Source organism: Rhodococcus indonesiensis (assembly GCF_047782815.1).
Lineage (GTDB): Bacteria > Actinomycetota > Actinomycetes > Mycobacteriales > Mycobacteriaceae > Rhodococcus > Rhodococcus indonesiensis.
Genome location: NZ_CP180630.1, coordinates 2,167,909 through 2,188,617 on the forward strand (window position 1 = coordinate 2,167,909; position 20,709 = coordinate 2,188,617).

Below are 20,709 nucleotides of genomic sequence, written 5' to 3' on the forward strand. Positions count from 1 at the left end.
GGGGAGTCAGTACCCGGCGCTCGGATCGACGACCGCGGCGAGGTCGAGGCCGGCGGCGAAGCGCGTGACGTTCTCGGTCACGTGCTCGGCGAACGCGGGGATGCGCAGCGCCGGGGGATTGGAATCGTGTGGAGTGATCATGGCATTGCGCAGGGACCACAGGGGATGCCCGTCCGGCAGCGGTTCCGGGTCCGTGACGTCCAGGCCGGCGCCCGCGATGGCACGGCGGCTGAGAGCGTCCACCAGCGCGTCGGTGTCGACGAGGCTGCCGCGGGCAACGTTGATCACCCAGGCGGTGGGCTTCATCGCAGCCAGTTCGTCGGCCCCCACCAGCTGCTCGGTCTCTGCCGTGGCCGGAGCGGCGATCACGAAATGATCTGCGCGGGACCATACTTCGTCGATCCGCGCGACGGGGACGGTCTCCACTGCGCCCGGGACGGGACGGCCGCTGCGGGTGACCGCGAGCGCCTGGGCGCCCAGCGCGCCGAGCATGGGGATCAAGGCCCGGCCGATGCCCCCGGCGCCGATGATCCCCACGGTGGCGCCGCGCAGGGTTCCCAGCTGGGGGTAGAACTCGTTCGGCGTCCACGACGTCGCGGCCAGATGGTCGGGCAGCGCCCGGACCCCGGCGAGCAGCAGCATGAGCGCATGTTCGGCGACCGTCGCGGCGAACGCACCGGCCGCCGACGTCCACGTCACCTGGGGGTGAGCACGGATGATGCCGGCGTCGAGCCAGTCCTCCACACCGGCGGCGGGGAGCTGGACCCATCGCACCGACGTCGGCAACGCCGCGGGGAACTCGTCCGATGTGCCGGTCCAGACCACCGCGTCCGGGTGGTCGTCGAACCCGCATACGCGACCGCCGCCGGCCCCGATCGCCCGGTCGAACACGATGTCCGGGGCGGGGCCGACGGCGATCCGCGGCTGTCGCTCGTAGGTCATGGATCCGACTCTAGGCGCGAAGGGCCGGCCGGGCACATGCTGCGGGCTCTCAGACGACCTCGACGAGGGGGTACACGCCGTTCTCGTCGTGGACCTCCCTCCCGGTGACCGGCGGGTTGAACACGCAGAACATGCGCATCCGGGTGTCGGGCTCGACCCGGTGCCGCTCGTGGCCGTTCAGCAGGTACATCGTGCCGGGCGCGAGCGGGTACACGGTGCCGGTCTCGAGATCGGTGAGCGTGCCGGTGCCCTCGATGAGCCACACGGCCTCGATGTGGTTGGCGTAGTGGAATTCGTTGACGGTGCCGGCCTCGATCGTGGTCTCGTGGAACGAGAACCCGACCTTGTCGCCGCCGAGCACGATGCGCTTGCTGCGCCAGTTGCCGTTGTCCGACGTGATGTCGCGGTCGGTGCCGGTGATTTCCTCGGTGGTACGGACGATCATGCGCGGGTCCTTCCGATGCTCGTCTTCTCGTGCGGGGTTCGACGGGTGGCCGGGGCTCAGGCCCGGACCACCGAGGTGGCCTCGCACAGGATGTTCAGGCCGTGCTCGAGCTCGTCGTCGCTGATGGTCAGCGGCGGCAGCAGCTTGACGACTTCGTCGGAGGGGCCGGAGGTCTCCGCGAGCAGGCCCTGCTCGAACGCCAGGGCGCACACCTTCTGCGCGTCGCTCGGCTCGTCGAACACCAGGCCCTGAACCATGCCGCGTCCGCGGGTGGAGACGCCGTCGAACATGTCGGACAGGTTCATGAAGGTCTGCCGGATCCGCTCGCCCTTGCGCAGCGTGTCGCGCTCGAGACGGTCGTCGGCCCAGTAGTGCTGCAGTGCCTTCGCCGCGGTGACGAACGCCGGGTTGTTGCCGCGGAACGTGCCGTTGTGCTCGCCCGGGCCCCACACGTCGAGTTCCCGCTTGAACAGCGTCAGCGCGAGCGGCAGGCCGTACCCGCCGATCGACTTGGACAGGGTCACGATGTCCGGGGTGATCCCGGCGACCTCGAACGAGAAGAACGGGCCGGTGCGGCCGCAGCCCATCTGGACGTCGTCGACGATGAGCAGGATTCCGCGCTCGGAGCACAGGTCCGCGAGGGCACGCAGCCACTCGGGACGGGCGACGTTCACGCCACCCTCGCCCTGCACGGTCTCGACGATGACGGCCGCCGGGCGGTTCAGGCCGCTGCCGGAGTCGTCGAGCACGCGGGAGAACCAGTGGAAGTCCTCGGTGACGCCGTCGAAGTAGTTGTCGAACGGCATGGGGGTGGCATGCACCAGCGGCACGCCGGCCCCGGCGCGCTTCATCGAGTTGCCCGTCACCGACAGCGCGCCCAGGGTCATCCCGTGGAATGCGTTGGTGAAGTTGATGATCGACTCGCGACCGGTGACCTTGCGGGCGAGCTTGAGGGCTGCCTCGACCGCGTTGGTGCCCGTCGGACCGGGGAACTGGACCTTGTAGTCGAGGCCACGCGGAGCCAGGATGTGGCTCTCGAACGACTCCAGCAGCTCCCGCTTGGCGGGGGTGGCCATGTCCAGGCCGTGGGTGATGCCGTCGCCCATGATGTAGTCCACGAGCGCGGTCTTCAGGATCGGGTTGTTGTGCCCGTAGTTGAGGGCTCCGGCGCCGGCGAAGAAGTCGAGGTAGTCCTTGCCGTTCTCGTCGCGGATCCACGATCCGGATGCCGTCTCGAACACGGCCGGCCAGCCACGGCTGTAGCTGCGCACCTCGGATTCGAGGTGATCGAAAATGCTGTGCTTGGCGGGGGTTTCGGGGTGCTCCAGAATGGTCATTCCTCGTCCTCCTGCGGCGAATTCGTTTTCGCCGGTCGTGTATTCATTCGCCGATCGTGTAGAGATCCTCGGCCATGTGTGAATCGGGAAAATCCGAAGGGGTGAACAATTCGCTCCGGGTGATGCGCAGCCCGCGTCGCCGGGCGAGCGCGGTGAACATCGCGATCGATGCCTCGTTGTCCGGGCTGACCGTCGTCTCGAGCCGGGTCACGCCGGCGTCGGTGAGTCGGTCCCACAGACTGTCGAGCATCCGGCCCGCGACGCCGCGGCCCCGCTGGTCCTGGTCCACGGCCACCTGCCAGACGAACAGCGTGTCCGGTGCGTCCGGGCGTCGGTAGCCGCTGACGAAACCGACCGCCTCGTCGTCACCAGCGGTGGCGACCACCGAGGTCGCCGCGAAGTCGCGGCACCACAGCACGTACGCATAGCTGGAATTGACGTCGAGCACTTTCGAATCGCGCGCGATCTGCCACATACGAATTCCATCGGAAATGCGCGGTGCGCGGAAATGCGGCTCGGCGGGTGCGTCCGCCGTGTCGGCAGGCGCGGTGGGCGGGGTACTACTTTGTGTCACAGGCGTCATAAGCGGTCTCGAACCTAACAACTTCGCGGACGGGAATCACCCGTCTTGTCGGGATCCGTCCCCGGGTACCCCGCCTCCGTGCAGGTGAGACATCGATGTGAGAAGCGTCACTTCGCGTAGCGCCGGAGTGGAGCGCAGCGATTATTTCGGGCTCGCCAGAGCCAACGGGAGCACCGCGGACGCACCGGCGTGGATCAGGGTCCGTGCCGCCATCGTCAGCGTCCAGCCGGTGTCGGTGACCGCGTCGACGAGCAGGATCGGCCCCGGGTTTCCGTGGAGGTCGGGGCTCTCCCACGCGTCCACGAGGCCGGCGATCCGGTACGCCGAGTTCGCCGCCGTCACCGGGGGCCGGCCGGGCCGGGCACGTAGCACGCCGAGGTCCTCGAGCCGGCCGAGCTGCGCCAGCCGCGTCGCGAGGGAACCGACCAGCAGGGGCCGGGTCGCCGACTCCAGGGCCATCACCGCGGTCGGCCGCTGCGACCAGTCCCACGCCCTGAGCACGTCCACGGCGGCCTGCACGACCGCATCGGGCACCGGCGCGTCGGGGCCGTCCAGCAGCGCCCGCAGCCGCGGTCCCCATCCCAGGTCCGACAGCCGGCCGAGCACCCGCCCCGGCTCGGGCCCGTCGGTGATCTTTCCGGACAGTGCCACGCCGAGCTTGGCCATCCCGGTCGGCCACTGCCGCCGCGGCGGCAGGTCCACCCCCGGCCGGTCCAGCCGGGCCCGTACCCGGCCCAGCTCGGTGTCGTCGACGTCCGCGGACCACCGGGCCCCGGAGCAGTTGTCGCACCGACCGCAGCCCGCGGTCTCGGATGTCAGGCCGGGGTCGTCGAGCTGGGTGCGCAGGAACACCATCCGGCACCCGGTGGTCCGCTCGTACTCGAGCATCGCCTCCTGCTCGGCCGCACGCGCCTGCTCGAGCTTGGCGTACCGGTCGGCGTCGTACTCCCAGGGCGCGCCGGTGGCGATCCAGCCTCCCTTGACCCGGCGCACCGCGCCGTCCACGTCGAGGACCTTGAGCACCATCTCCAGCCGGGACCGGGTGAGGTCGACCAGCGGTTCGAGGGCCTGCGTGGACTGCGGCCGCTCCGGCTCGAGCACCTCGATCACCCGCCGCACCACATCCTCCCGCGGGAAGGCCACCGACGCGAACCAGCTCCAGATCTGCCGGTCCTCGGGCCCCGGAAGCAGGATCACCTCCGCGCGCTCGGTCGCGCGCCCCGCCCGCCCGACCTGCTGGTAGTAGGAGATGGGCGACGACGGGGCTCCCAGGTGCACGACGAACCCGAGATCGGGTTTGTCGAAGCCCATGCCCAGCGCCGAGGTGGCGATCAGTGCCTTGACCCGGTCGCCGAGCAGCTCCGCCTCGAGCTGTTCCCGCTCGGCCGGGTCCGACTGGCCCGTGTACGCCGCGACGGCGTGACCGTGCTCGGACAGCAGCGCGGCCAGGTCGTGCGCGGCCGACACGGTGAGGGTGTAGACGATCCCGGACCCCGGCAGCTCGTCGAGGTGCTGGGCGAGCCATGCCGCTCGCCGGGCGGGCTCGTCGATCCGCAGAACCGACAGGTGCAGCGACGGCCGGTCGAGGCCCCCGCGCAGTACCAGGGTCTCGCCCCGGCCCTCCCCGACGCCGAGTTGTGCCGCCACGTCCGCCACGACGCGGTCGTTCGCGGTCGCGGTCGTCGCGAGCACCGGGATGCCCTCGCCGAGGTCGGCGACGAGAGTGCGGATACGCCGGTAGTCGGGGCGGAAGTCGTGGCCCCAGTCGGAGACGCAGTGCGCCTCGTCGACCACCACCAGCCCGGCGTCGCGGGCGAGCGACGGCAGCACCTGGTCGCGGAAGTCCGGATTGTTCAGTCGCTCCGGGCTGACGAGCAGCACGTCCACTGCGCCGTCGGCGACCTGCCGGTGGATCTCCTCCCACTCGGTGACGTTGCCGGAGTTGATCGTGGCGGCGCGGACACCCGCGCGCTGCGCCGCCTCGACCTGGTTGCGCATCAGGGCCAGGAGGGGAGAGACGATCACGGTCGGCCCGTGCCCGCGGGCGCGGAGCAATTTGGCGGAGATGAAGTAGACCGCCGACTTGCCCCACCCTGTGCGCTGGACGACCAGCGCTCGACGGCGATGCACCACCAGTGCCTCGATGGCGTTCCACTGGTCCTCGCGCAACCGGGCCCCGGGTCCGGCGAGATCGCGGAGCAGTCGTTCGGCGTCGTCGCGTAGATCCGTGGTGGCGGTGCTCATGGAACCCATCGTGCCGGACGGTGACGACATCGTGGCGCGGGCGAGGCCGGCGGTGGCGTCCGATTCGGGGACGAACGTGCCCGGTTCCGCGACGAACGGGGTCGCTTCGTCGGCGAACGACCCGTCGGGCCGGTCGCGGAACCGCGTTCCGGCCCCGCGCCGGCACGGGACGCCGATCGAGTCGGATCGTCGGCGTCGCAACCGCCCGGAGTCGGGCCCGCTGCGGTCACGATGGTCGGACCCACTGCGCGACAGTTGCTTTCGGGTGCCGACGCAGGGGAGATGTTCGGCCGTGCGGACTCGGCCGGACGGCATGGCGTGGGGGAGTGGTCCGCGCCCCATCCGGTCGATCGCTGTGACGGAGGCTTCGTCGGCCGCCGCGCGTGCTCGTACCCTGTTCGCTATGCAGACGCAGTTCCTCCGCCCCGCATCCGACTCCGCTCCGAGCCGAATCGACCACCCGGCGTTCCGGCAGAAGGTCGTATCCGCGGAGGAAGCCATCCGCTGGATCCAGCCCGGCCACACCGTCGCCATCAGCGGCTTCGCCAGCGCCGGCACACCGAAGGCGATCACCCCGGCGCTCGCGGAACGCATCGGCGCGGCCCGCGCCGCCGGCACCGACTTCACGGTCAACCTCCTCACCGGCGCGTCGGTCTCCGCCGAGACCGAGCGGATGCTGTCCGAGGTGGCCGGCATCTCCCTGCGGATGCCGTACCAGGCCGAACCCACCGCCCGCCGCAACATCAACAGCGGCCGGATGGACTACGTGGACATCCACCTGTCCCACGTCGCCCAGCAGGTCTGGGAGGGCTACTACGGGCACGTCGACGTCGCGGTCGTCGAGGTCTCCGGCGTGACCGAGACCGGTGAACTGATCCCGTCCGCGTCGATCGGCAACAACAAGACCTGGCTCGACGTCGCGGAGAAGGTGATTCTCGAGGTCAACTCGTGGGTTCCGGCCGCGATGACGGGCATCCACGACGTGTACTACGGCACCGCGCTGCCGCCGCACCGCAAGCCGATCATGCTCACCGATGTCGAGGATCGTATCGGCCAGAGCACCTTTCGCGTCGACCCCGACAAGGTCGTCGCGGTCGTCGAGACGCACGCGCGCGACAGCGCCAGCCCGCTGACCCCGCCGGACGCGGTGAGCCGGGCGATCGCCGCGCACGTGCTCGACTTCTTCGAGCACGAGGTCTCCCGCGGACGGCTGCCGGCGGATTCGCTCCTGCCGCTCCAGTCCGGTATCGGCAACGTGGCCAACGCGGTCCTCCAGGGTCTCGACGCCGGACCCCACAAGGGGCTGACCTGCTACTCCGAGGTCATCCAGGACGGCATGCTGCACCTGATCAAGCACGGCACGGTCCGCTTCGCGTCCGCCACGTCGCTGGCGTTGAGCGAGGCCGGGATCGACGAGCTGGTGTCCAACATCGACTTCTACCGCGAGCACATCGTGCTGCGTCCGCAGGAGATCAGCAACCATCCCGAGATCGTGCGTCGCCTGGGCATCATCGCCATGAACGGCATGCTCGAGGCCGACATCTACGGCAACGTCAACTCCACCCACGTCATGGGCACCAAGATCATGAACGGGATCGGGGGATCCGGGGACTTCGCCCGCAACGGCTACTTGTCGATGTTCCTGAGCCCGTCCACCGCGAAGGGGGGCAGCATCTCGTCGATCGTGCCGATGGTGCCGCACGTGGACCACACCGAACACGACGTGCAGGTCCTCGTCACCGAACAGGGGCTTGCGGACCTGCGTGGGCTGTCGCCGCGGCGGCGGGCACGGGTCGTCGTCGACAACTGCGCCCATCCGGACTACCGGGACATGTTGCACGACTACGTCGACCGGGCCGAGGCCGTGCCGGATGCGGGACACACCCCCCATCTGCTCGGCGAGTCACTGTCCTTCCATCAGCGTTTCCTGCAGACGGGTTCCATGCTGGCACAGTGAATCCCGTGGGTCGCCGGCCGCGTCAGCCGCCGGCGACCGGCGCGGGATCGATCGGCTGCTGGGGCAGCGACTGCGTGATCGTCGCCGAAACCGTCTGCAGCGGAGTCGGGCCCGAACCGTTGGGCACCGTCAGCGCCACGTACACCGGCCGGTCCACGACGAACCACGTGCTCGCGTCGATGCCCTCCGCGGCGCCGGACACCTCGAACCATTGGACGCCGTCGACCACCTGCAGCGCCGCCGCCTGATCGAACTCCGCGGGCCGCTCCAGCCCGCATCGCAGCACCACCGGCTCGCCCTCGACGGGCTGCCACGCCGCGGCGCCCGCGGGGGCCGGGTCCGTCAGCTCGGCGCGGCGGAGGTCGCCGACCTCCTCGGGCAGCGACTCCAGCAGTGCCGCGCACTCCGGTGACTCGGCCTGCGGCGCCACCACCGGTCCGAGCGCCACGGGCGCCAGTTCCGGGGTGCGATTCGCCAGCACCGCCGCCACCACGATGCCGATCAGCAGTGCCACCGGCAGCGCGACGGCCGTGGCGACCAGCGCGGGGCTGCGGCGGTGCTCGTCGTCACCGGAAGTGCCGTCGGGGGAAGTGCCGTCGGGAACGGGATGGGGGTCGGGGGAGGGCGTCGGCTCGGTCATCGTCTCTCGGGAATCGGGAACGGTAGCGTGGTCGAAACTACCGTGTCCGCCGAAGCCGGTGGCCCTCCGACCTACGAACGGGAGCGCAGCGTCCCAGTGCCCGAAGTCTCTCCAGTGCCCGGTGTCTCTCCAGTGCCCGGTGTCTCGCCAGGGGCCCCCCGTACCGGTCCTACCGTCGCCGACCTCGGCGAGTTCCCCGTGATCGACCGCGCGGTCGCCGGACGCCGCCAGCCTCCCACCACCCTCGTCGGGCCGGGGCACGACGCGGCCCTCGTCGCCGCCGCCGACGGACGGGTCGCGGTCTCCACCGACATGCTCGTCGAGGGCCGGCACTTCCGGCTCGACTGGTCGACGCCGCACGAGGTCGGACGCAAAGCCGTTGCCCAGAACGGTGCCGACGTCGCGGCGATGGGCGCCCGCCCCACCGCCTTCCTCGTCGGTCTCGGCTGCCCACCGGACACCCCGGTCGGCGTGCTCGACGGCGTCTCCGCCGGCATCGGCGAGGCCGCGGAGGCGCTCGGCGCCGGCGTCGTCGGCGGCGACCTGGTGCAGGCGTCGCAACTGATCGTCGCGGTGACCGTCCTCGGCGACCTCGGGGGGAACGCGCCCCTCCTGCGGTCCGCGGCCCGACCCGGCGACATCGTCGCGCTGGCCGGTTCCACCGGGCGTTCCGCCGCCGGACTGGCCGTCCTCACTGCCGGACTCGCCGGTCACCCGGACCTGGTGGCTGCCCACAAGGTGCCGTCGCCCCCGTACGCCGCGGGCCCCGCCGCAGCCGCCGCCGGTGCCCATGCCGCGACCGACATCTCCGACGGCCTGCTCGCCGACCTCGGGCACATCGCCGCCGCGTCCGGCGTCGCGATCGACGTCTCGCGCGAACTGCTCGAGCCCGGCCCCGGGCTGCGGTCCGCCGCCGCGGACCTCGGCGCCGACGTGTGGGAGTGGGTGCTCACCGGCGGCGAGGACCACGCCCTGGCCGCGTGCTTTCCACCGGACGCGCCGCTCCCCACGGGCTGGCGTCCCGTCGGCACGGTGCGTGCGGGCGGCGGCGTCACCGTCGACGGTCACGACCGGCCGGGTCCCGGCGGCTGGCAGAGCTTCTCGAGATAGGTTTCAGGACATGGCTGTGTATGCGCTCGGCGACCGTGTGCCCGATATCCATCCCGACGCCTGGGTCCATCCCGATGCGGTGGTCATCGGCGACGTCACCCTCGGTGCCCGCGCCTCGGTGTGGCCCACCGCGGTCCTGCGCGGCGACTACGGCCGGATCGTCGTCGGCGCCGAGAGCAACATCCAGGACGGGACGATCATCCACTGCACCGCCGTGGACGCCACCGTCATCGGCGCGGGAACCGTCGTCGGCCACAACGCCCACATCGAGGGCTCCACCATCGGCGACGGCTGCCTGATCGGTTCCGGCTCGCTCGTGCTCAACGGCTCCGTCGTCGGCGACGGGGCGATCGTCGCGGCCGGCGCGCTCGTGGCCCCCCGCTTCCAAGTCCCGCCGCGCTCGATGGCGATGGGTGTGCCGGCGAAGGTCCGGGACGGATACGAGGTGCCGGAGGGGCACATCGATGCCAACGCCAAGATGTACGCGGCGAACGCCGAGTACTACCGCGGCGCGCTGCGGCGGATCGACTAGAAGGACCGGTCACCACCGATGGCTGCACGACCCCTGCCGGAGATCGTCGAGGAGGGCTGGGCGCGGGCACTGGCCCCCGTCGCCGACGACATCGCCGCGATGGGTGACTTCCTGCGCGCCGAGAACGCCGCCGGACGCGGCTACCTGCCTGCCGGCGCGAATGTGCTGCGAGCCTTCACCCAGCCGTTCGACCGGGTGAAGGTCCTCGTCGTCGGCCAGGACCCGTACCCGACGCCGGGGCACGCCGTCGGGCTGAGCTTTTCCGTCGCACCGGACGTACGACCGGTGCCGCGCAGCCTGGCCAACATCTACCGCGAGTACAGCGACGACCTCGGCCTGCCGACACCACCGAACGGCGACCTCACGCCGTGGTCGGCACAGGGGGTGCTGCTGCTCAACCGCGTCCTGACGGTGCAGCCGGGGCAGCCCGCGTCGCACCGGGGCAAAGGCTGGGAGCGCGTGACCGAGCAGGCGATCCGGGCGCTCGTCGCGCGTACGGCGCCGCTCGTCGCGATCCTGTGGGGTCGGGACGCGGCCACACTCGAGCCGATGCTCGGCGACGTGCCCACCGTGAAGTCGGCGCACCCGTCCCCGTTGTCGGCCTCCCGCGGGTTCTTCGGGTCCCGCCCCTTCAGCCGTGCGAACGCGCTGCTGGCCGATCAGGGCGGGGACCCGGTGGACTGGCGCCTGGCCTGACCGGGTGCGGTTCAGCCCCGGTCGATCGACTCGAAGTCGGGACGCCGCTTCTCGACGAACGCGTCGACACCCTCGATACCCGTGGGGGTGGTGGCCGCCGCGGAGATCGCGTCGGCCTCCGCGTCGAGCTGCTCGGACAACGACCGTCCCATGGAATCGGCCACCAGTCGCCGGATGCCGGCGTAGGCGGCGGTGGGACCGTTCGCGAGGGTGCGAGCCACCCGCATCGCCTCGCCCTGCACCTCGTCGTCGGCGACGAGGCGGCTGAGCACCCCGAGTCGCACGGCCTCGTCGGCGTTCAGGACACAGTCGGTCAGGATGATCTCCCGCGCGCGGGCGACCCCCACGATGCGTGGCAGGGTCCACGACATCCCGCCGTCGGGTGTGAACCCGATCGACGGGTACGCCGGACGCAGCTTCGTCGAGGGACCGCCGAGCGCGATGTCGGCGTGCAGCACGATGCTCATGCCCGCGCCCGCCGCCCAGCCCTGGACCGCGGCCACCACGGGCATGCGAGCCGCGTCGAGGGCCCGGACGAAGTCATGGAACAGGCGTGCGACGTCGCCGACGAACTCGCCGCGGTCCGGCGCGGTGGCGAACGCACGGACGTCGCCGCCCGCGCAGAAGTTGGCGCCCTCACCGACGAGCAGGACGGCGCCGACCTCGGCTCCGGCGGTTCGCAGGGCCTCGATGCCCTGGGTCATGCCCGTGGGGGAGAGGGAGGTGCCACGCTCGGCGGTCGCCACGGCGATGCGCAGCACGCCGTCCTCGATACGGACGTGGGACAGTACTGATTCGGTCACCCGGGCACCCTACCGGTCGCCCCCAGGGGCGGTGCGAGCCCCGTCCCGACGGTGCATGCGAGTCCTTCGCGACGGTGCATGCGAGTCCTTCGCGACGGTGCATGCGAGTCCGTCGCGGCTGTCGATGCGAGTCCGTCGCGACAGTGCATGCGAGTCCTTCGCGACGGGGACCGAACACGACGAGGCCCCGGCGTCGCAACGCCGGGGCCTCGTCGAACCGGGTATCAGCCGCGGACGACCTTGCCTGCCTTGAGGCAGGAGGTGCACACGTTGACCTTGCGCGTGTTGCCCGGGGCAACCTGAGCGCGAACGCTCTGGATGTTCGGGTTCCAACGACGGTTGGTACGCCGGTGCGAGTGCGAGACCGACTTACCGAAGCCGGGGCCCTTGGCGCATACGTCGCAGACGGCAGCCATAGTCGCGAACTCCTTGGTGAGTAGTGGATATTTTCGTGTCTTCGTCGGCCTGCGAACACGAGAAGGCGTCCGCCACCCGTGCGAGGCAACCCTGCAAGCGTAGCGGGTGGGGGTGGCAATGGCCAAACCGGCCGTCCGGCGGGCACACCGTTACCCTTGCGTCACCGTTGCGTGGTGGTCGAAGAGGGGGAAGCAGGTGCTCGAGGTCGGGGAGGCAGTCGACGGGACCGCCCTGCGCAGGTGGGTGGATCTGGGGTTGCGGGTCCTCGCCGAGCGCCGCGACGAGATCAACAGCCTCAACGTCTTCCCCGTCCCCGACGGCGATACCGGCACCAACCTGCTCGTCACCCTGCGCTCCGCGGCAGCGGAACTCGACACCTCCGCGGCCGACGCCGACGATGTCGCCACGATCGTCGGCGCCTTGGCGCGCGGCGCGTTCCACGGCGCCCGCGGCAACTCCGGGGTCATCCTCGCCCAGATGCTGCGGGGCCTGGCCGACGCCCTCGACGGCGCCGTCGTGGTCGACGCCACCGAACTCGGACGTGCCTTGTGTCATGCCGCCGACCTCGTTACCGGTGCCCTGAGCTGCCCCGCCGAGGGCACGATCGTCAGTGTGCTGCACGCGGCCGCCGACGGCGCGCACGCCGCCGGCGGGTCCGGTTCGCTCGTGACGGTGGCGACCGCAGCCGCCGACGCCGCCGCCGAGGCCGTGCAACGCACCACGGCACAGCTCGACGTGCTGGCCGAGGCCGGGGTCGTCGATGCCGGTGGGCTCGGTCTGCTCCTGCTGCTCGACGCGTTCGTCGAGACGGTCTCCGGCCGGCGTCCGGACCGGGCGCCGATCGCGACGTCGCGGCCCGGCGCCCCCGCCCGGCACGTCGGGCACGGCCTCCGCGACGACGGCCAGGACTTCGAGGTCATGTACTTCGTCGAGGACTCCGACACCACCCGCATGGACGTCCTGCGAACCCGCCTCGACGCGCTGGGGGACTCGGTGGCCGTGGTCGGTGACGGCGCCGGCACCTGGTCCGTGCACGTGCACTGCTGCGACGCGGGCGCCGCCGTCGAGGCGGGCCTGGAGGCCGGGCGCCTGCACCAGGTCACCGTCACGTGCTTCGCGCTGGAGGCCCAGCAGCGGATCGGCGTCCATCCGGTCGGTTCCGGTGCCGGAACCCGCTCGGTGCTTGCCGTCGTGGCCGGCGACGGAGCAGCCGAGCTGTTCGAAGCCGAGGGTGCGGCGATCGTGCGAGCGGACGATCCGATCACCCGCCGGCATCTGCTCGATGCGATCCGCCGGCTGGGCAGCCGCGACGTGATGGTCCTGCCCAACGGTGCGCTCCCCGCCCAGGAACTCGTCGCCGTGGGTGCGGCGGCTCGCGACCACCGGCGTGAGGTGATGTTCCTGCCCTGCTCGTCGATGGTGCAGGGGCTGGCGTCGCTCGCGGTGCACGACCCGGGCCGCGATTCCGCCGACGACGCCTTCGCCATGTCCGAGGCGGCCGCGGCGACGCGGTGGGGCTCGTTGCGCATCGCGAACGAACGCGCCCTGACGTGGGTGGGAACCTGCGAGCCGGGGCACAGCCTGGGCCTGTCCGGTCACGATGTCGTAGTCATCGAGCATGATCTGGTGACGGCGGGAGCGTCGCTGCTCGACAAGGTGCTCGCCGCGGGCGGAGAGCTCGTGACGATGCTCGTCGGCCTCGACGCCCCCGACGGACTCGCCGAACAGCTGACCCGGCACGTCAACGACCGCCACCCCGAGGTGGAGGTGCTGGTGTACCACGGAGGGCAGCGCAGCGACCTGCTGCAGCTCGGCGTGGAATAGCCGGCACAGGAACAGTCGGACACCGGACGCCGGTGTCGATCGGAGCGGAGAGGACGGCAGTGGCGACACTCGCGGACCGACTCGATCATCTTCTCGGCCGCAAGACCGCGGATGCACTCGCCGAGTCGTTCGGCATGACCACCGTCGAGGACCTGCTGCGCCACTACCCCCACCGGTACGCCACCCAGGGCGCCGAACTCGGCGACGCGCAACCGGTCGAGGGCCAGCACGTGACGATCATCGCGCGGGTGGCCAAGGCCGACGAGGTGCGGATGAAGAGCCGCCCCGGTACCCGTCTCGCTGTCGTGCTCGAATCGGACCGGCAGAAGATCGACGTGACCTTCTTCAACCCGCACAAGGTCAAGTACAACATCAAGCCCGGGGTGCGCGGCATGTTCTCCGGCACCGTCAAGTACTTCCGCGACAAGTGGAGCCTGGCCCACCCGAGCTACATCATCCTGCCCGAGCCCCGCGGCCCCGAGATCGGCGGTGCGGCCCTGCGGCCCGCCCGGGTCCGCGGCGCCGGCGCCCTCGCGGGGATGGCCCGCAGCGCCCAGGGCGACGGCGGCATAGACATGTCAATCTTCGACCGGGCTCTCATCCCCATGTATCCCGCCACCCGCGACGTCGAATCGTGGACCGTAATGCGATGCGTGCGGCAGATCCTCGACCAGCTCGAGACCGTCGACGACCCGCTGCCCGACTGGGTGCGGCGCGAGCACGGTCTGATCGGGCTGGACGAGGCGCTGCGCCGCATCCACCTGCCCGACGACCGGGACGACGTCACCGCCGCCCGCGAGCGCCTGCGTTTCGACGAGGCCGCGGCGGTGCAGCTCGTGCTCGCCCGGCGCCGCCACGACGTCGCGGTGCGCACCGCCCCGGCGTGCCCGCGCCGCAGCGGCGGTATCGCCGACGAGTTCGATCGCCGGCTGCCGTTCGAGCTGACCGCCGGCCAGCTCGCCGTCGCCGACGAGATCGCGGCCGATCTCGCCGGCGACCATCCGATGAACCGGTTGCTGCAGGGCGAGGTCGGTTCGGGCAAGACGATCGTGGCGCTGCGGGCCATGCTGCAGGTCATCGACGCGGGGCACCAGTGCGCGCTGCTCGCTCCGACCGAGGTCCTCGCCGCCCAGCATGCGCGGTCGCTGACGAAGATGCTCGGCGACCTCGCCGCGGCGGGCGAACTCGGCGCCCACGAGCTGGCCACGAAGGTCACCCTCGTGACGGGATCGATGGGCACGGCCCGCAAACGGCAGGCCCTGCTCGACGTCGTGAGCGGCGAATCCGGTCTCGTGATCGGCACCCACGCGCTGATCCAGCAGGGTGTGGAGTTCCACGACCTCGGTCTCGTCGTCGTCGACGAACAACACCGCTTCGGGGTGGAGCAGCGCGACGTGCTGCGCAACCGCGGCCGCGACGGTGCCAGCCCGCACGTGCTGGTGATGACGGCGACCCCGATCCCGCGCACCATCGCGATGACCGTTCTCGGCGACCTCGAGGTGTCCACATTGCGGGAACTGCCTCGCGGCCGGTCGCCCATCACCAGCCGGGTCGTGCCGGCGAAGGTGCATCCGAGCTGGGTGGCGCGCGCATGGGAACGCATCGGCGAGGAGGTCGCGGCGGGCCGGCAGGCGTATGTGGTGTGCTCGCGCATCGGCGACGGCGACAGCGACGAGGACGCCGACCTCGTCGACGTCGACGAGGCGGAGACGACCGGTGGGCGCAGGGGAAAGGGCGCGCCTCCCGAGACGAAGTCGGTGCTCCAGCAGTTCGACGAGCTCGCCGGCGGGCCGCTCGCTCACCTGCGGGTCGGGCTGCTGCACGGGCGCCTGCCCGCCGACGAGAAGGACGCGGTGATGCGCGACTTCGCCGCGGGCGACATCGACGTGCTGGTGTGCACCACCGTCGTCGAAGTGGGCGTGGATGTGCCCAACGCGACGGTGATGGTCATCGTGGATGCCGACCGCTTCGGGGTCAGCCAGTTGCATCAGCTCCGCGGCCGGGTGGGCCGGGGCGGACATGCCGGGCTCTGCCTGCTGGTGACCGATTCCAAGCCGGGCGCGCCCGCCATGGCCCGACTCGAGGCCGTCGCCGCGACCACCGACGGATTCGCGCTCGCTCAGCTGGACCTGCAGCAGCGTCGTGAGGGCGACGTGCTCGGCGTCGCCCAGTCGGGCACCACGTCGACGCTGCGGATGCTCTCGCTCGTCGACGACGTCGAGGTCATCTCGGCCGCGCAGGCCTTCGCGCGGGCGGTGACCGACCGGGATCCACGGCTCGAGGAGCATCCCGGTCTGGCCCGCATGGTCTCGGCCGCGCTCGACACCGAACGGGTCGCGTACCTCGAGAAGTCGTGAGGTTACGTTTCGCGCACATCGAGGGCCGCGCCCGCGTGAGGTGACGGCGGACCCGTCCTCCGTGTTTCCGGCGCGTTAAGGATCTCTCGACCTGCATCGTTTCAGTCGGACAAAGACTGCCGTCCGTCCCACGATCTGGGACGCGGGCGCCGAACGGAGTGTTTCGTCGCGGTACCGTCGTCCAATGTTCTCCAAAGTGCTTGTCGCCAACCGAGGCGAGATCGCGATCCGCGCATTCCGTGCCGCCTACGAACTGGGTGCCGGGACCGTCGCGGTGTTTCCGTACGAGGACCGCAATTCCCTGCACCGGCTCAAGGCCGACGAGGCCTACCAGATCGGGGAGCAGGGGCATCCGGTCCGTGCGTACCTGTCCGTGGCGGAGATCGTCGCCGCCGCGAAGAAGGCCGGGGCCGACGCCGTCTACCCCGGCTACGGCTTCCTGTCCGAGAACCCGGATCTGGCGGCGGCGTGTGCGGCGGAAGGGATCACCTTCATCGGTCCGTCGGCGCACGTGCTGGAGCTGACCGGGAACAAGGCCCGGGCGATCGCCGCGGCGAAGGCGGCCGGCCTGCCGGTGCTGGCGTCGTCCGAGCCGTCGGCGGACCTCGAGGAGCTGCTCGAGGCGGCGGAGTCGATGGAGTTCCCGATCTTCGTCAAGGCCGTCGCCGGCGGCGGTGGCCGCGGGATGCGGCGCGTCGCCGAGCCGGCGGCGCTGCGCGAGGCGATCGAGGCGGCGTCCCGCGAGGCGGACGCGGCGTTCGGCGATCCCACGGTGTTCCTCGAGCAGGCCGTGGTCGATCCCCGGCACATCGAGGTGCAGATCCTGGCCGACACCCAGGGCAACGTCATGCATCTGTTCGAGCGGGACTGCTCGCTGCAGCGCCGCCACCAGAAGGTCATCGAGCTGGCCCCGGCACCGAACCTCGCGCCCGAGCTGCGGGAGCGGATCTGCGCGGACGCCGTCGCCTTCGCGAAGCAGATCGGGTACAGCTGTGCCGGCACCGTGGAGTTCCTCCTCGATTCGCGCGGCAACCACGTCTTCATCGAGATGAACCCGCGTATCCAGGTCGAGCACACCGTCACCGAGGAGATCACCGACGTCGACCTCGTGCAGGCGCAGCTGCGCATCGCCTCCGGCGAGTCGCTGACCGACCTGGGCCTGTCGCAGGACAAGGTCGCCATCCGCGGGGCGGCGCTGCAGTGCCGCATCACTACCGAGGATCCGGCCAACGGATTCCGGCCCGACACCGGCCGCATCAGTGCCTACCGCACGCCCGGCGGCGCCGGGATCCGCCTCGACGGCGGCACCTCCGTCGGTGCCGAGGTCTCCGCTCACTTCGACTCGATGCTGGTCAAGCTCACGGCGCGCGGCCGCGACCTGCCCACCGCCGTCGCCCGTGCCCGCCGCGCGGTCACCGAGTTCCGCATCCGCGGCGTGTCGACGAACATCCCCTTCCTGCAGGCCGTACTCGACGATCCGGACTTCCGGGCCGGCAACGTCACCACGTCGTTCATCGACGAGCGCCCCCAGTTGCTGACCGCCAAGACGTCCGCGGACCGCGGCACCAAGATCGTCGAGTACCTGGCCGACGTGACGGTGAACAAGCCGCACGGCGAGCGCCCGACGACGGTGTACCCGCACGACAAGCTGCCGAAGATCGACCTCGACGCCGCCCCGCCGGAAGGCTCGCGGCAGCGTCTGCTCGCCCTCGGCCCGGACGGCTTCGCGAAGGCGCTGCGCGAGCAGAAGGCCCTCGCCGTCACCGACACCACCTTCCGCGATGCGCACCAGTCGCTGCTCGCGACCCGCGTGCGCAGCAAGGACCTGCTCACCGTCGCCGGTCACGTCGCGCGGATGACCCCGCAACTGCTGTCGATCGAGGCGTGGGGCGGTGCCACCTACGACGTCGCGCTGCGCTTTTTGCACGAGGATCCGTGGGAGCGGCTCGCGGCGCTGCGCGAGGCCGTCCCCAACATCAACCTGCAGATGCTGCTGCGCGGGCGCAACACGGTCGGCTACACCCCGTACCCGGAGGTGGTCACGCGCGCGTTCGTGCGGGAGGCCACCGACACCGGCATCGACATCTTCCGCATCTTCGACGCGCTGAACAACGTCGACCAGATGCGGCCGGCGATCGACGCGGTCCGCGAGACCGGCACCGCCCTGGCCGAGGTCGCGATGTCCTACACCGGGGACCTGTCGGATCCCGGCGAGACGCTCTACACCCTCGACTACTACCTGCGCCTGGCGGAGCAGATCGTCGAGGCCGGGGCCCACGTGCTGGCGATCAAGGACATGGCCGGGTTGCTGCGCGCCCCCGCGGCCGCCACCCTGGTCTCGGCGCTGCGCAGCAACTTCGACCTGCCGGTCCACGTGCACACCCACGACACCCCCGGCGGCCAGCTCGCGACGTACCTCGCGGCATGGCAGGCCGGCGCCGACGCCGTCGACGGCGCGTCCGCCGCACTGGCCGGCACCACCAGCCAGCCCGCGCTGTCGGCGATCGTCGCCGCGGCGGCCCACTCGGAGCACGACACCGGCCTCGACCTGCAGGCGGTATGTGACCTCGAGCCGTACTGGGAGGCGCTGCGCAAGGTGTACGCGCCGTTCGAGTCGGGTCTGCCCGCCCCCACGGGCCGGGTCTACACCCACGAAATCCCCGGCGGGCAGCTGTCGAATCTGCGGCAGCAGGCCATCGCGCTGGGCCTGGGTGACCGATTCGAAGAGGTCGAAGCCAAGTACGCCGCCGCCGACCGGATGCTCGGTCGGCTGGTCAAGGTCACTCCCTCGTCGAAGGTGGTCGGCGACCTGGCTCTGCACCTGGTGGGCTCCGGCGTCGCCAGCGAGGAGTTCGCGGCCGACCCGTCCCGCTTCGACATCCCGGACTCGGTGGTCGGATTCCTGCGCGGCGAGCTCGGCACCCCGCCCGGCGGGTGGCCCGAGCCGTTCCGCTCCAAGGCCCTCGAGGGCCGCGGTGCCCCCAAGGCCGAGGTGCCGCTGACGTCCGAGGACGAGAAGGCCCTCGACGACACCTCCACCGAGCGCCGCGCCACCTTGAACCGGCTGCTGTTCCCCGGCCCGACCCAGGCGTTCCTCGAGCACCGGGACCGCTACGGCGACACCTCGGAGCTGTCGGCCAACCAGTTCTTCTACGGGCTGCGGCGCGGGGAGGAGCACCGGGTGCGCCTGGACAAGGGCGTCGAACTGCTGATCGGGCTCGAGGCGATCTCGGAGCCGGACGAGCGCGGCTTCCGGACGGTGATGTGCATCCTCAACGGGCAGTTGCGTCCGGTGTCGGTGCGCGACAAGTCCGTCGCCAGCGAGGTTCCGGCCGCGGAGAAGGCCGACCGCACCAACCCCGGGCACGTCGCCGCACCGTTCGCCGGCGCCGTGACCCTCCTGGTCGCCGAAGGTGACCGGGTCGCCGCCGGCGACACCGTCGCCACCATCGAGGCGATGAAGATGGAGGCCGCGATCACCGCGCCGCGCGGCGGCACCGTCACCCGTGTCGCCCTCGGCGGCGTGTCCCAGGTGGAAGGCGGTGACCTGCTGGTCGTCGTGTCCGAGGCGAGCGCGGAGTGATCGGACGGTTCTCCGGGACGGTGCGATGACCCGGATCGTGGCCGGCCGGGCCGGGGGGCGGCGCCTGAAGGTGCCGCCCCGCGGCACCCGGCCCACCTCGGAGCGGGTCCGGGAGGCGCTGTTCAGCTCCCTCACGGCCCGGATGGAGCTCGAGGGCGCGTCGGTGCTGGACCTGTACGCCGGCTCCGGCGCGCTCGGCCTCGAGGCGTTGTCCCGGGGCGCCACCCATGCCCTGCTCGTCGAGTCCGACGCGCAGGCCGCCGCGGTGATCCGCCGGAACATCGGCGAACTCGGGCTGCCTGCGGTGTTGCGGGCGGCGCCGGTGGCTGCGGTGCTCGGCGGTGCCCCGGACCGGGTCTACGACCTGGTGCTCGCAGATCCGCCGTATGCGGTGACCGAGCAGGCGGTGACCGCGATGCTCGCCGGCTTGGTCGACGGGGGCTGGGTGGGGGAGGGTTCCGTGGTGGTGCTCGAGCGCTCCTCCCGCTCGCCGGAAACGGTGTGGCCGGACGCCCTCGAACCGGAACGCGTCCGCAAGTACGGTGAGACCCGGATCGAGATCGCCACCTGCTACGGTTCGGACTCATGAGCAGTGCGGTCTGCCCCGGTTCGTTCGATCCCGTGACCAACGGCCATCTCGACGTCATCTCGCGGACTGCTGTGCAGTTCGACGAAGTGACGGTGACCGTCGTGATCAACCCCAACAAGCAGGGAATGTTCACGGTCCCCGAGCGCATCGAGATGCTCACCGAAGCCACCGCGCATCTCGGCAACGTGCGCGTCGACTCCTGGCAGGGCCTGTTGGTGGACTACGCACGTGCCCACGGGATCACCGCCATCGTCAAGGGCCTGCGCGGTGCCAACGACTTCGACTACGAGCTGCAGATGGCGCAGATGAACCACAAGCTCACCGGCGTCGACACCCTCTTCGTCGCGACCAATCCGGCCTACAGCTACCTGTCGAGTTCGCTCGTCAAGGAGGTCGCCACCTACGGCGGCGACGTCGCGGACATGCTTCCGGCGACGGTGCACAAGCGGCTCCTCGCGCGAATCGCGGAGCGCACAGCCGCGCAGCGCTGATCGGACCCAGCCGCGCAGCGCTGATCGGGCCCAGCCGCGCAGCGCTGGCCGAGCGGGGCCGGTCCCGCCGTTCGATTGCCGACACACCGGGTGCGCGATGCCCGACTCGGTCGGTACCTGCGGCAGACTTGCATCCGGCGGCGGTCGCACCGGCCGCGC

Annotated in this window: 17 protein-coding genes; 9 read left to right on the plus strand and 8 right to left on the minus strand. The window is 71.2% G+C overall.

Annotated features, from left to right (window positions below; genetic code table 11):
* Window positions 1-6 precede the first annotated feature (6 nt).
* From ACM26Y_RS10145 to ACM26Y_RS10165, 5 genes are all read right to left on the minus strand, one after another.
* Entirely contained in the window at window positions 7-942 is a 936-nt protein-coding gene (locus ACM26Y_RS10145) for a D-isomer specific 2-hydroxyacid dehydrogenase family protein (RefSeq protein WP_416063361.1), read from the minus strand.
* 49 nt (window positions 943-991) lie between these two features.
* Entirely contained in the window at window positions 992-1,387 is a 396-nt protein-coding gene (locus ACM26Y_RS10150; RefSeq protein WP_003939070.1) for an ectoine synthase, read from the minus strand.
* A gap of 56 nt (window positions 1,388-1,443) precedes the next feature.
* Window positions 1,444-2,724, minus strand: a complete 1,281-nt coding sequence (ectB, locus tag ACM26Y_RS10155; protein ID WP_003939069.1) for a diaminobutyrate--2-oxoglutarate transaminase — start codon at window positions 2,722-2,724, stop codon at window positions 1,444-1,446.
* A 43-nt stretch (window positions 2,725-2,767) separates the two neighbouring features.
* On the minus strand, window positions 2,768-3,307 hold the full coding sequence (gene ectA / locus ACM26Y_RS10160) for a diaminobutyrate acetyltransferase (protein WP_040784215.1): 540 nt from the start codon (window positions 3,305-3,307) through the stop codon (window positions 2,768-2,770).
* 141 nt (window positions 3,308-3,448) lie between these two features.
* Window positions 3,449-5,551: a RecQ family ATP-dependent DNA helicase gene (locus tag ACM26Y_RS10165; protein WP_416063651.1), complete on the minus strand. Its 2,103-nt coding sequence runs from the start codon at window positions 5,549-5,551 to the stop codon at window positions 3,449-3,451.
* Window positions 5,552-5,954: 403 nt separating this feature from the next.
* On the opposite strand from ACM26Y_RS10165, the gene ACM26Y_RS10170 reads away from it, so the two are divergent.
* Window positions 5,955-7,508 carry an acetyl-CoA hydrolase/transferase family protein gene (locus ACM26Y_RS10170; protein WP_416063362.1) on the plus strand — a complete coding sequence of 518 codons (1,554 nt, stop codon included), beginning with the start codon at window positions 5,955-5,957 and terminating at the stop codon, window positions 7,506-7,508.
* Between the two features lie 22 nt (window positions 7,509-7,530).
* Here the strand turns inward: ACM26Y_RS10170 and ACM26Y_RS10175 are convergent, their stop codons facing one another.
* On the minus strand, window positions 7,531-8,148 hold the full coding sequence (locus ACM26Y_RS10175) for a DUF3515 domain-containing protein (protein WP_416063363.1): 618 nt from the start codon (window positions 8,146-8,148) through the stop codon (window positions 7,531-7,533).
* Window positions 8,149-8,190: 42 nt separating this feature from the next.
* On the opposite strand from ACM26Y_RS10175, the gene ACM26Y_RS10180 reads away from it, so the two are divergent.
* Genes ACM26Y_RS10180 through ACM26Y_RS10190 form a run of 3 tightly spaced genes read left to right on the plus strand, consistent with a single transcriptional unit; the run spans window position 8,191 to window position 10,486 of the window.
* Window positions 8,191-9,258, plus strand: a complete 1,068-nt coding sequence (locus tag ACM26Y_RS10180) for a thiamine-phosphate kinase (RefSeq protein WP_416063652.1) — start codon at window positions 8,191-8,193, stop codon at window positions 9,256-9,258.
* Window positions 9,259-9,268: 10 nt separating this feature from the next.
* A complete protein-coding gene (locus ACM26Y_RS10185; RefSeq protein WP_003939063.1) occupies window positions 9,269-9,790 on the plus strand; it encodes a gamma carbonic anhydrase family protein in 522 nt (173 codons plus the stop codon).
* Window positions 9,791-9,808: 18 nt separating this feature from the next.
* The gene (locus ACM26Y_RS10190) at window positions 9,809-10,486 is read left to right on the plus strand and encodes a uracil-DNA glycosylase (protein WP_416063364.1); all 678 of its coding nucleotides are present in this window, start codon (window positions 9,809-9,811) and stop codon (window positions 10,484-10,486) included.
* 11 nt (window positions 10,487-10,497) lie between these two features.
* Here the strand turns inward: ACM26Y_RS10190 and ACM26Y_RS10195 are convergent, their stop codons facing one another.
* Together ACM26Y_RS10195 and rpmB are read right to left on the minus strand one after the other, a co-directional pair.
* Window positions 10,498-11,289, minus strand: a complete 792-nt coding sequence (locus ACM26Y_RS10195; protein ID WP_416063365.1) for an enoyl-CoA hydratase-related protein — start codon at window positions 11,287-11,289, stop codon at window positions 10,498-10,500.
* A gap of 224 nt (window positions 11,290-11,513) precedes the next feature.
* Entirely contained in the window at window positions 11,514-11,705 is a 192-nt protein-coding gene (gene rpmB / locus ACM26Y_RS10200) for a 50S ribosomal protein L28 (protein WP_003939060.1), read from the minus strand.
* A 196-nt stretch (window positions 11,706-11,901) separates the two neighbouring features.
* Here rpmB and ACM26Y_RS10205 point away from each other — a divergent pair, with 196 nt between their 5' ends.
* The 5 genes from ACM26Y_RS10205 (at window position 11,902) to coaD (ending at window position 20,550) form a co-directional block, all read left to right on the plus strand.
* Window positions 11,902-13,530 carry a DAK2 domain-containing protein gene (locus ACM26Y_RS10205; protein WP_416063366.1) on the plus strand — a complete coding sequence of 543 codons (1,629 nt, stop codon included), beginning with the start codon at window positions 11,902-11,904 and terminating at the stop codon, window positions 13,528-13,530.
* A gap of 59 nt (window positions 13,531-13,589) precedes the next feature.
* Complete coding sequence (gene recG / locus ACM26Y_RS10210) at window positions 13,590-15,887, plus strand: ATP-dependent DNA helicase RecG (RefSeq protein WP_371383121.1); 2,298 nt, start codon at window positions 13,590-13,592, stop codon at window positions 15,885-15,887.
* A 184-nt stretch (window positions 15,888-16,071) separates the two neighbouring features.
* Window positions 16,072-19,470: a pyruvate carboxylase gene (locus tag ACM26Y_RS10215; protein ID WP_416063367.1), complete on the plus strand. Its 3,399-nt coding sequence runs from the start codon at window positions 16,072-16,074 to the stop codon at window positions 19,468-19,470.
* Window positions 19,430-20,059 (plus strand): 16S rRNA (guanine(966)-N(2))-methyltransferase RsmD, encoded by a 630-nt coding sequence (gene rsmD, locus ACM26Y_RS10220; RefSeq protein ID WP_274521228.1) that lies wholly within the window; start codon window positions 19,430-19,432, stop codon window positions 20,057-20,059. Before ACM26Y_RS10215 ends, rsmD begins: the two co-directional genes overlap by 41 nt.
* Window positions 20,056-20,550, plus strand: coding sequence for a pantetheine-phosphate adenylyltransferase (coaD, locus tag ACM26Y_RS10225; protein WP_003939055.1), 495 nt, complete (start codon window positions 20,056-20,058; stop codon window positions 20,548-20,550). Before rsmD ends, coaD begins: the two co-directional genes overlap by 4 nt.
* The last annotated feature ends 159 nt before the right edge of the window (window positions 20,551-20,709 follow it).

Excerpts from the sequence above, each read along its gene's own strand:
- ACM26Y_RS10215 (WP_416063367.1), top strand. The coding sequence starts at position 16,072 with ATGTTCTCCAAAGTGCTTGTCGCCAACCGAGGCGAGATCGCGATCCGC.
- coaD (WP_003939055.1), top strand. The coding sequence starts at position 20,056 with ATGAGCAGTGCGGTCTGCCCCGGTTCGTTCGATCCCGTGACCAACGGC.
- ectA (WP_040784215.1), bottom strand. The coding sequence starts at position 3,307 with ATGACGCCTGTGACACAAAGTAGTACCCCGCCCACCGCGCCTGCCGAC.
- ACM26Y_RS10170 (WP_416063362.1), top strand. The coding sequence starts at position 5,955 with ATGCAGACGCAGTTCCTCCGCCCCGCATCCGACTCCGCTCCGAGCCGA.
- ACM26Y_RS10150 (WP_003939070.1), bottom strand. The coding sequence starts at position 1,387 with ATGATCGTCCGTACCACCGAGGAAATCACCGGCACCGACCGCGACATC.
- ACM26Y_RS10185 (WP_003939063.1), top strand. The coding sequence starts at position 9,269 with ATGGCTGTGTATGCGCTCGGCGACCGTGTGCCCGATATCCATCCCGAC.
- ACM26Y_RS10165 (WP_416063651.1), bottom strand. The coding sequence starts at position 5,551 with ATGAGCACCGCCACCACGGATCTACGCGACGACGCCGAACGACTGCTC.
- ACM26Y_RS10145 (WP_416063361.1), bottom strand. The coding sequence starts at position 942 with ATGACCTACGAGCGACAGCCGCGGATCGCCGTCGGCCCCGCCCCGGAC.
- rpmB (WP_003939060.1), bottom strand. The coding sequence starts at position 11,705 with ATGGCTGCCGTCTGCGACGTATGCGCCAAGGGCCCCGGCTTCGGTAAG.
- ACM26Y_RS10190 (WP_416063364.1), top strand. The coding sequence starts at position 9,809 with ATGGCTGCACGACCCCTGCCGGAGATCGTCGAGGAGGGCTGGGCGCGG.
- ectB (WP_003939069.1), bottom strand. The coding sequence starts at position 2,724 with ATGACCATTCTGGAGCACCCCGAAACCCCCGCCAAGCACAGCATTTTC.
- ACM26Y_RS10175 (WP_416063363.1), bottom strand. The coding sequence starts at position 8,148 with ATGACCGAGCCGACGCCCTCCCCCGACCCCCATCCCGTTCCCGACGGC.